The organism is Pelagicoccus sp. SDUM812002 (genome assembly GCF_031127835.1).
Classification (GTDB): domain Bacteria; phylum Verrucomicrobiota; class Verrucomicrobiia; order Opitutales; family Opitutaceae; genus Pelagicoccus.
This window is the reverse complement of sequence record NZ_JARXHX010000030.1, coordinates 19,822-29,165: the sequence shown is the minus strand read 5'-3', so window position 1 is coordinate 29,165 and position 9,344 is coordinate 19,822. Positions and strand designations below refer to the sequence as shown.

The window sequence follows — 9,344 nt, the reverse complement described above, 5'->3', positions numbered from 1 at the left end:
ATCTCAACAATGCAGGAGATCTTTCTTATTTGTAGAATTAGAAAATGGATACGTCGCCTCGTTGGTTATATTTGAAATTTCTATCTCTCCCCATCAGTAGTATTCTATGTAGTTTTGGTGCACATATCACTTCTGATGATATTTTCGGTTTTCAACGGTTAAGTGGGTAGAATATCCGGCTATGGTCGTGGATATGTGCGGTTCTGGGGTCATATGCACTTTTTCGGGTATTGGATATTTTGTCACAAGCGACTTTTGGGAGATTGTCGGATTGGGGTCTTGACACAAGGTAAAAATAAGTGGAAGTACGCGTTCGTTAATCTGTTTTGCGCTTAGACCTGTTACTCTAGGCGAAACCTCAGCCCCTTGTATGTTATGAAGAAGTCTGCCGGCGTTGCTCCGCAGTGGATGAATCGTGCTCGATCCGCTTGGAATTCAAAAGAAAACCCTCCTCCTAGCCGGCGCTGGACGGCCTATTGGATCAAGAGGTTTGTGGTCTATCTGGAGCGTCGCAACCGGGGCGAGTTGCCGGCGACAGCCCCTTCGATGGGGGTCGTTGGTTCGTTTTGCCGGTTCATTGGAGAGAGCTGGGAGATTGAGGAGTGGAAAGTGGAGCAGGCTAGGGTGTCGATCGAGTGGCTTGGCGAGGTGGCGGGATTTCAGGCGTCTGGTAGGAAGGACGGCGGGTCTGGATTGGAGGCGGGCTCTGGCGAGGCGAAGCGCTCGGAGTGGAATGAATCCAAGGTTCGTCTTGATTTGGGTGGGACGGTTGAGCGTAGGCCGGGTGTCGTGTCCACAGTCCCGAAGTTGCCGAGGCCGTGGCTGCTGGACAGTCGGTTGGCGGGTCGCTTTTCCAAGTGGCGGAAGTTGGTGGTGGCGGAATGCCGCAAGCGGGGGCACTCGATCCGCACGGAGAAGACTTACGAGCAGTGGTGCAAGCGGTTTTCGGACTGGTGGAGTGAGGTGGCGGTGGAGGAGGCCACGGCTCCTGAGGTAGGCGGGCTCGCTGGCGTGGTCGAGAGCGCGGTAGTGGGCTTCATGGACTACCTTGCGGTCGACAAGTGCGCTTCCGAGAACACGCAGAGGCAAGCCTTGAACGCGGTTTCGTTTTTGGTGACCAAGACCTTGGGGCTTGAGGCCTTGGACTTCTCGGAATTCGTGAGGGGGCGGAGGCGAAAGAACCTGCCGGTCGTTTTGAGCGTGGACGAGGTACAGCGACTGCTGCTGCAGATGAAGGGCGAAACGCGACTGGCCGCGGAGCTATTGTATGGCGGCGGACTTCGCCTGATGGAGGGGGTGAGGCTGCGTTTGAAGGACCTGGATTTCGAATACGGGACGATCTTGGTGCGCAATGGCAAAGGTGGGAAGGATAGGGTCGTGCCGCTTGGGAGGTCGCTGGTGCCTGCCTTGAAGCGGCAGGTTGAGTTCGTTCAGTCCCAGCATGCGAAGGACTTGAAGGACGGGTATGGCGACGTTTATTTGCCGCCGAATCTGGCGAAGAAGTGGCCGAAGGCGAGCACGGACGTGATCTGGCAATATTTGTTCCCAAGCAAGCGGATGCAGAAGGACCCGAGGAGCGATGCGGACCGCCGTCACCATATGACTGACCGGATGTTGAGGGAAGCGGTAAAGAAGGCGTCGCGGGATGCAGGTATCATGAAGCGGGTGACGCCGCATACCCTGCGACATTCGTTCGCGACGCATTTGTTGGAGAAGCACTACGACATTCGAACGGTGCAGGAGCTGATGGGGCACGCGTCGGTGGAAACGACGATGATCTACACGCATGTGATGAATCGGCCGGGCTTGCATGTGGTGAGCCCGGTGGACGATTTGGCACTGGGTAGCGGCGAGGCGGATGCAGGGGCGGCGTTCTGAGGGTGCCGGTGGCAGTCTTCTCTTGGTGTAAGGCGCTGAGAAGCTGGCGGGGTGGGTGATGGTGACCTGCAATATGGGAGCGAAGGGTGGATCATGCGGTGTTGACGACGTGATGGATCCTGAAGCGCGGACGGCGTGGAAGCGGTCCCTCCAGGGATGGGCTTGATTCGTGTCATTGTTGGGGTATAGCTGCGGCTATGAGTGCAAGTCCCGTTTCCTTTTCCCTGTCTGGCGACGCTTTGAATTGTGTTCGCTATGTCGGTAGTTTTCGTGAGTTGGTGGAAACGCCTTTCGAGGGAATGGTGAATGCGATCTGCTGGAAGCGGGAGTTAGTTGGCGACTTTGACGAGATCGTTTCTGTGATCGGCGAGTTGGACGAGATCACGACCCTCGAGGAGGACGATCTGCAGTCGCTGGATTTGAGCGAACCGGGAGCGGTGGCGCGAGACCGGTTGATCGAGGACTTGGCGTTGCTGCGCGGGGCGGGGCTAGAGCCGAGCTTGGATTGCATCCCGGGCTATCCGCGCAGCGCAGTGGAGGGGGCGGTGCCGGTGGACGTGTACGATTTCCACGCGGACAGCGCTACCGAGCCGATGGACACATACTTGTGCAGCTACACGGTGGCGTGCTCGGAGGGGGCGCGTAACGCGGACGTGCAGCGCTATGTCGACTTCCCACACGTTCGGGCGGCCGTGTTGGCGGAATATGGGGGCGAGGACGATGCGGGATTTCTGGAGTTTCTAAGGGAGCGTTTTTATGACTTGCACTACCGTATGCGGGCCGGGGCGAGTGCCTACTCGTTTGGATTTGGAAATATGTGGCGTATCGCCACTTTGTGTCCAGGCAGCCCAGTGCCGCCTTGTATCCATCGCGCCCCTACGACACGGCCAGGGGATCCGGCTAGGTTGCTTCTGATTAGCTGAAGCGAGGTGATGGTGGGTTTTGTATGGCGGCCGGTGCGATGGATCGGGCATTGCGGGCCGTGTGGAGTCCGTCCCTCCCGGGTTTGTTGGGGGCGGGGAAAGAAGCGGCTTTACGGCGAGAGCGTTTCTTACAAGTTCGAATCGTGAAATATATCCCCTGTCTTCCTTCGTTGTTACTTGCAATAGTCGGTTTTGGCGTCGCCCAGGCGGAGCCGATTTGGATCGCTGGAGCGGGTGGAGTCTATCGCAGCGAACTGGAAGACGAGAGTGGTCAGCTTTCGGAGCCGGACTTGGCTTGCGCGTTCGGATCGGGCAGCTTTTTGGCGATCCATCCGGAGTTGGACATCTTGTACTCCAGCTATAGGAATGACCAGGGCTTGGGTTACGCGTCCTTGCAAGCTGGTGGAGCTGAGGGCGAGTGGGAGGTGCAGAGCTTTCAGCTAGTCGAATCGGGGAATGCCCATTTGGCGGTGAGCGCTAACGGTCGTTTCTTGGCGGGGGCTCATTGGGGAGGGAGGTCGAACTACGTTTTCGAATTGGAGTCGGATGGCCGCATCTCGGGCCGTTTAATTCAGTTGGAGCAGTGGGGCAGTGGTCCGGCCCATTCGCAGGAGCAGTCGCGCCCGCACTGGGTGGCTTTTGCGGACGAGGACAAGCTGCTGCATTCGGTCGATCTCGGCTCGGACGAGATTTGGACCTACGCGGTGGGCGACTCGGTGGAGGCGATCTCGCTGGAGCACAGGGTCAAGTTTCCGCGCGGCACAGGGCCGCGGCACATGGCGTTGGACAGCGGCTCTGGATTGGCCTACGTGAGCGGAGAGCTGAACCTTGCGGTGAATACGTTCCACTATGATGCCCGAAGCGGACGCTTCAGCCCGCTGCAATACATCGCTACGGTCGAAGACGAGGCAGCGAGCGGGCGTAACAGTCTTTCGGAGATACAAGTCCACGAGAGTGGACGCTTTGTTTACACAGCGGTGCGGGGCTTGGATTTGATGGTGGCTTTTTCCGCGGATCCCGAAACGGGAATGTTGACGAAGGTGGAACAGCAGGGGGCTGGTGTGAAGTGGCCCAGGAATTTCACGATAAGCGATAGCGGCAAGTGGCTGATCGTGGCCGGCCAGCACTCGGACGAGCTACGGGTTTTCTCGATCGATCAAAATACTGGCGAGCTTGAGCCCACGGATTCGCGGATCGAGGTGAAGGCCCCAATGTGCGTGCGAGCGTGGGGACGCCTGTAGTTAATATGGCAATACAGCTGGAAGAATTCGCCAAACAGGTTTTGTTTGGCACGACCATGGAGGAGAAGCTGAGTTATCCGCGTGAGGAAATCGTGGATACGGTGCGTGGAGATGGAATCAAGACCCCCAAGAAACTCTCTCGTCCGCGGCACCTGGTCTTGCGCGAGAATGGGGTGAAGGCGAGCCATCCAAGCCAATCCAAGCTGGTTGACGAGAGGGAGCGCGGGCGGCTTCTGCATTTTTTCGGAAACCATGAATTGCTGGCGACTGAGCTGATGGCTCTAGCGATTCTGAAGTTTCCAGACGCCCCGGCCAGCTTCCGCAGGGGATTGCTGGAAACCTTGAAGGACGAACAGATGCATACGCAGCTCTACCTGCATCGCATGAAGCAGTGCGGCGTGGAATTTGGTGAGCTGCCTTTGAGCGACTATTTTTGGCGCAGCGTTTCTTCGATGGAGGATCCGCTCGACTACGTGACGCGGCTTTCGCTGACCTTTGAACAGGCGAATCTCGACTACTCCCGCGAGTACGGGAAGATCTTCGAGGCGGTGGGAGACGGAGCGACGGCAAGCATTCTCGACAAGATCTACCGCGACGAAATCGATCACGTTGGGTTCGGCCTCAAATGGTTTCGCCGCTGGAAAGCAGAAGGGAAGACGGACTGGGAAGCGTTTCGGGAGCGTTTGGCGTTTCCGCTTTCGCCAGCGCGGGCCAAGGGGAATCTCTTCAACAAGGAAGGGCGTAGCGAAGCAGGACTCGATACTTCGTTCATAAAAGACCTAGAAGTCTTCAGCCAGTCGAGAGGGCGAACTCCTCATGTGTATTGGTTTAATCCTGACGCGGAGCGATTCGCGGCCCTGGACGCTACGGACGGGTTTGAGATCGGTGGGTCTGTAGTGCAGGATGACTTAGCTTTCTTGCCCGCCTACTTATCGAAGCGGGACGACGTGCTGCTGATACAGGAGCAGCCGTCGGCGGGATTCCTGAAGTCGCTCAAAGCTGCGGGTATCGATTTGCCGGAGATCTTTTGCTTCGGGAAGCCAGAGTCGAGGAAGGCTCCAGCGTTGGATCGGAAGCTAGGCGGGCTACGTCCCTGGGCGTGGACGCCGGATAGCGTGCGCTTTCTATCCGATATATTCTCTCAAGTCACGCGTCCAGAAAAAGAGGATACGCTCTGGAATGCGAAAATCAGAGAGCTCCATTCGAAGGTTTGGGCAGCTCGCTGGGCTGCGGATTTCTTGGAAAGCGATGCTGATAGGGAGTGGATTGGAGAGCGGTCGATCTTTGGCATATCGGCCTCGAATCATGACGAAGTTGCTTCCTTACGAGCGCGAATCGCGGAGCGGGGATACGAGTCTATAGCGTTGAAGGCGCCGTTTGGCACGGCGGCTAACGGGATGCGTCGATTGGCGAAGGATGAGGAAATCGGGACGCCGCTGAAGTCCTGGATGGAAAAGGTTTGGGCTGAGCAAGGAGCAGTGGTGGTGGAGCCGTGGCTGGAGCGCGTATTCGATTTTTCGGTGCAGTTGGAGATGCGTGAGGAGGGCCTCCGGGTGGTGGGCTATACACGATTGGTGAATAATGTCCGAGGGCAGTTTCGCGGAATCGTGACGAATGGGTTTTGCCAAGGCTTGGAACCGGAGGTCGTGAAGTTTATCATGCAGCGAGTGGAGGGTAGGCCACGGCTGTATCAATGGTACGAGGATGTCTTGCTTCCCGAGTTGGGGGCACGGCTCTCGGCGGTGGGATATAAGGGACCGCTGGGTATCGATGCGTTTATTTATAGAGATTGGGAAGGTATGTTGCAACTGAAGCCTGTAGTGGAAATCAACCTACGCTACACGATGGGGCGGGTTGCGTGGGAGCTCGGTAAACGAAACGCGGCAACGTCGCTCGGCTTTTTCGAAGTGGTCACCAAAGCGCAGGCGAAAAAACGAGGTGCGGCCGACTTGACGGGGCTGAGCGATGGGTACGCCCAAGGTTTTCCGCTTAGGCTGTCCGAGGAAAAGAAGCCGCGAATCGAGTCGGGCACATTGTCTTTGAACGACGCGCGACAAGCGCGGCATTTTCTGGCTCTCTATCATGTTCGCCGGTCGTTTGTGGAGCTGCCACTGTGATGGAGGCGCTGCGAGATATTTGGGATTGGCTGGTGGCCGCTTTCGACGAGGACCAGGTTTTGGTGATGTGGCTGGTGGTGATAAGCGTGGCCACCTTCGTCGGCTCTTTGATCGCGGTGCCTATTGCCGTGGTGAAGATGGAGGCTGACTTTTTCGTGCGGAAGCAAGGAGGAGTGATACCGCGGACGCCGTGGCGTTTGGCTCGTCGGATCGCCAAGAATGGGCTTGGCGGGTTGATGCTTTTGGCAGGAATCGCGATGCTGGTATTACCCGGACAGGGCTTGCTGACTATCGCTTTGGGCGTGGGTTTGCTCGACTTTCCGGGAAAGAGGCGGCTGCAATTGCGCATCGTCACGACCGGAAATGTGAAGCGTTCCATAAACTGGATACGAAAGAAGGCGGATAAGCCGCCATTGGAATTGCCGGGTTGATCCTGCAGGGCGGACGGCGTGGAAGCCGTCCCTCCAGAGCGGTTTAGCCGCTTTTGCCGTCGAGGTATTTCCACGCGCCTTTGTAGCGCTTGAAGCGGGAGAGCTCGTGCATTTCGAAGGGTTCGCCGTTGGAGAAGTATTCGGCGATGAATTCGACCTTGCCGGTTTTGTCGTCTTTGCCGCCGCGGGTGGTGTTGACGATGGTGAGGAAGCTCCAGTTCACGTCGTTGATGCTTTCGTAGAGTTCCTTCTTGAGATTTGAGTCGCGAGTGTCGGGGTGGGTGGTTTCGAAGAGGTAGTCCGGCTTGCGGAAGAAGTAGGCGCTGTAGCGCGAGCGCATGAGCTGCTCGGCGGTTTCGGGCTTGGCTTTGCCGGTGTGAAACGGCTGGCAGCAGATGTTGTAGTTGAGCTCGCTCTTGCAGGGGCAGAGGGAAGCTTCTCTGGCAGTAGGTGGGCGCGGGGTTTCTTCGGTCATTTCAAATAGGAGATGGAGGGGCTTTTCGGGAATGTGAAGCACTAAGCTGCCTCAGCTTATCTTTGCTTAGGCCCAGAAGAACGCGATGAGCAGGACAAGGGAAACGCCTGCTGCGAGCATGAGAAAGAATACTGGTTCGAGGAATATAGCGGCGAAGACGGCCTTAATCCAAGTCAGGCCGAAGATACGTTTGAGGGCAAATACAGGATACAGCTGAATCCACCAAATGAATACGGCCCAGAATATACTACCGACACTGGGAGAAGCGAAGGATATCAAGTCTGAAAGGACTCCGACCAAGAAGACCCAAAGCAGCAGGAAGGTCTGCAGGTGCATCGATATGATGATGTGCTCGAGGTAGACGAATCCGCGTTTGCGAAAAACCAAACGGGTGGCGAGGGCAAGGGTGGGGACGCCGAGCAGGAAAACGCGCGGCAGCCAGGTATTGAAGGCGCTGAGGAAGGCTTCGGGACTTTCGAACTTCTCCTGCATCTTCGATGCGAGGACGACGCCGTTCGATCCGTTGGATATCTGCTGTTCTGCAATGGGAGCGACTTCGGAACTTGCGGTAGGAGGCGCTACGAGGTCGGCGTCCTGCTGGGAGCTAAACCAGAGAAAAAACAGGAGCGAGGCGAATAGGTAAAGCCGAAGCGGCGGCATCTGGCTGGCTCGCTTACCTGCTAGGAAGGCTATGGTCATGCTTCCCGGCCGGAAGAGAAGCTGGATGATGCCTCGAGGGATCTTGCCGTCGATATTGAGGAAAGACGAGGTATACTCGCCGATGAGGCCGCGCCAGTCCCTCTTGAAGTCGAGGTCGCGCTGGCCGCAGCTAGGGCAATATTCCGAGTGGATGTCGGTGCCGCAGTTGAGGCAGCGCTTGGAATGGGAATCGGGTATCACGGGCAAGGGGAAGGATGCGGGAGGTTGGTGAGCCCCCTTGCTATTGTGAAGAGCTAAATCTCCATGGCCGGTGCCTCTATGCTTTTAATCCTCCTCGAAGAGTCGATCGAAGGTGTGGCGGAAGCGACCTTTGCGGAGCTCGACCTGGCTGTAGCTGGGCGTTTCTCCGGGGAAGAACTGGAGGGTAACGTCTTTTTGGGTGGAGACGAAAAAGAGGTCACCCGCAGGCAGGTACTCGATGGGTTCGTCGTCGCCTTCCTGCCAGAAGTAGGCACCGTCTTTCGCGAAGAAACGCTTGTTGCGGTGCCCGTCGTCGCCGTAGCGACCGAAAAAAGGCGTGAAGGTTTCGGGGTCGAAGGCTTCGACCGGTTCGAGGACGACAAATGGGTCGCGGGCATAGTCCTTGTTTTCAGCCTTTTGGATTCGGGTGGCCTCGATGCCACGTTCCGTCTTGTCGCTCCCGAGGATTTTGCCGCGCGGCATTTGGGACTCCATGTACTTGCCGGCGAGCAGTTCGATGTCGCCCTCGTTGAAGGCAGCTTCGTTAGCCGAGAGGACCGACCAATAGAGTACGCCTTTGCGCACGCCTTCGACGGCGTCTTTGATCAGGGGCTTGAAGGTGGCTATGGCAGCGCGTGCCAGCATGCGTTTGACGGGGCCGAGGTCCCCGGCTTCGAAGGCGAGTGGAAGGACCTCCTTGAGCACCTTGTTGAGGGTGTTCTTGGGCGGCAGGTAGAAGACCCAGCGAAATTCGTCGAAGTCTTGCTGCCTCAGTTCGTCGGCGGTGATTTCTGCGAGGCGGAGGTCGAATCGCTCGGGATCGAAATCGAGCTCCCAGGCGACCAGGTAAAGCTGCGCGGCCATGGGCGGCATGGGCATGGGAAAGGCATCGATGAGTTGATTGATATCGACTGGCAGTTCCTCGCCATCGTCGTCGTTCTCCATGTCGAAGTTGATCTTTTCACGCCACTCCCCAATTGATTTTTCTAGCTCGTCGGCGATCTGTCGGAGTTCGGCGGGAGCTTCCTCGCGTTTGGCTTTGGCCATGAAGTTCTCCAAAAGCTTAATGGGGTGCGGCTCGCCGGACTTGCCCATGATCACTAAGCCGGGGCCGGGTGACTTTTCGAGTGTGTCGTAGGCGACTTCTATGACCTTATGGGCAAAGCGAGTCGCGTAGCTGCGGTCTCCACCAGATCGGGCGAAGACGGTGATGGGGATTTCCTGTCCCACGATTTGGATGGGCTCGAGCTCGTAGAAGTCCTCGAAATCGAGGTCCTTGTTGCTCGGCCTCGCGAGTGAGAGCTGAGAGATTGCGACGGCGGCAAGGGCGAGGCAGGCGGAGAGGCGGTTGGATAATCGGTACATAGTGAACGTCTGTC

General features: G+C 57.3%; 8 protein-coding genes. 5 read left to right on the top strand and 3 right to left on the bottom strand.

Annotated elements, in window-relative coordinates:
• Window positions 1-375: 375 nt before the first annotated feature.
• From QEH53_RS22415 to QEH53_RS22395, 5 genes are all read left to right on the top strand, one after another.
• Window positions 376-1,878, top strand: a complete 1,503-nt coding sequence (locus QEH53_RS22415; protein ID WP_309025470.1) for an integron integrase — start codon at window positions 376-378, stop codon at window positions 1,876-1,878.
• A 197-nt stretch (window positions 1,879-2,075) separates the two neighbouring features.
• Window positions 2,076-2,801 (top strand): hypothetical protein, encoded by a 726-nt coding sequence (locus QEH53_RS22410; RefSeq protein ID WP_309025469.1) that lies wholly within the window; start codon window positions 2,076-2,078, stop codon window positions 2,799-2,801.
• 170 nt (window positions 2,802-2,971) lie between these two features.
• Window positions 2,972-4,042: a lactonase family protein gene (locus QEH53_RS22405; RefSeq protein WP_309025468.1), complete on the top strand. Its 1,071-nt coding sequence runs from the start codon at window positions 2,972-2,974 to the stop codon at window positions 4,040-4,042.
• 5 nt (window positions 4,043-4,047) lie between these two features.
• On the top strand, window positions 4,048-6,159 hold the full coding sequence (locus QEH53_RS22400) for a DUF455 family protein (RefSeq protein ID WP_309025467.1): 2,112 nt from the start codon (window positions 4,048-4,050) through the stop codon (window positions 6,157-6,159).
• The gene (locus QEH53_RS22395; RefSeq protein ID WP_309025466.1) at window positions 6,159-6,590 is read left to right on the top strand and encodes a PGPGW domain-containing protein; all 432 of its coding nucleotides are present in this window, start codon (window positions 6,159-6,161) and stop codon (window positions 6,588-6,590) included. Before QEH53_RS22400 ends, QEH53_RS22395 begins: the two co-directional genes overlap by 1 nt.
• Before the next feature lie 43 nt (window positions 6,591-6,633).
• Here the strand turns inward: QEH53_RS22395 and QEH53_RS22390 are convergent, their stop codons facing one another.
• The 3 genes from QEH53_RS22390 to QEH53_RS22380 all read right to left on the bottom strand — a co-directional run bounded on the left by QEH53_RS22390 (window position 6,634) and on the right by QEH53_RS22380 (window position 9,330).
• The gene (locus QEH53_RS22390) at window positions 6,634-7,065 is read right to left on the bottom strand and encodes a YchJ family metal-binding protein (protein ID WP_309025465.1); all 432 of its coding nucleotides are present in this window, start codon (window positions 7,063-7,065) and stop codon (window positions 6,634-6,636) included.
• Between the two features lie 66 nt (window positions 7,066-7,131).
• A complete protein-coding gene (locus QEH53_RS22385; RefSeq protein WP_309025464.1) occupies window positions 7,132-7,965 on the bottom strand; it encodes a DUF3667 domain-containing protein in 834 nt (277 codons plus the stop codon).
• An 84-nt stretch (window positions 7,966-8,049) separates the two neighbouring features.
• A complete protein-coding gene (locus QEH53_RS22380; protein WP_309025463.1) occupies window positions 8,050-9,330 on the bottom strand; it encodes a hypothetical protein in 1,281 nt (426 codons plus the stop codon).
• Between the last annotated feature and the right edge of the window lie 14 nt (window positions 9,331-9,344).

Excerpts from the sequence above, each read along its gene's own strand:
- QEH53_RS22415 (WP_309025470.1), top strand. The coding sequence starts at position 376 with ATGAAGAAGTCTGCCGGCGTTGCTCCGCAGTGGATGAATCGTGCTCGA.
- QEH53_RS22390 (WP_309025465.1), bottom strand. The coding sequence starts at position 7,065 with ATGACCGAAGAAACCCCGCGCCCACCTACTGCCAGAGAAGCTTCCCTC.
- QEH53_RS22395 (WP_309025466.1), top strand. The coding sequence starts at position 6,159 with ATGGAGGCGCTGCGAGATATTTGGGATTGGCTGGTGGCCGCTTTCGAC.
- QEH53_RS22400 (WP_309025467.1), top strand. The coding sequence starts at position 4,048 with ATGGCAATACAGCTGGAAGAATTCGCCAAACAGGTTTTGTTTGGCACG.
- QEH53_RS22380 (WP_309025463.1), bottom strand. The coding sequence starts at position 9,330 with ATGTACCGATTATCCAACCGCCTCTCCGCCTGCCTCGCCCTTGCCGCC.
- QEH53_RS22410 (WP_309025469.1), top strand. The coding sequence starts at position 2,076 with ATGAGTGCAAGTCCCGTTTCCTTTTCCCTGTCTGGCGACGCTTTGAAT.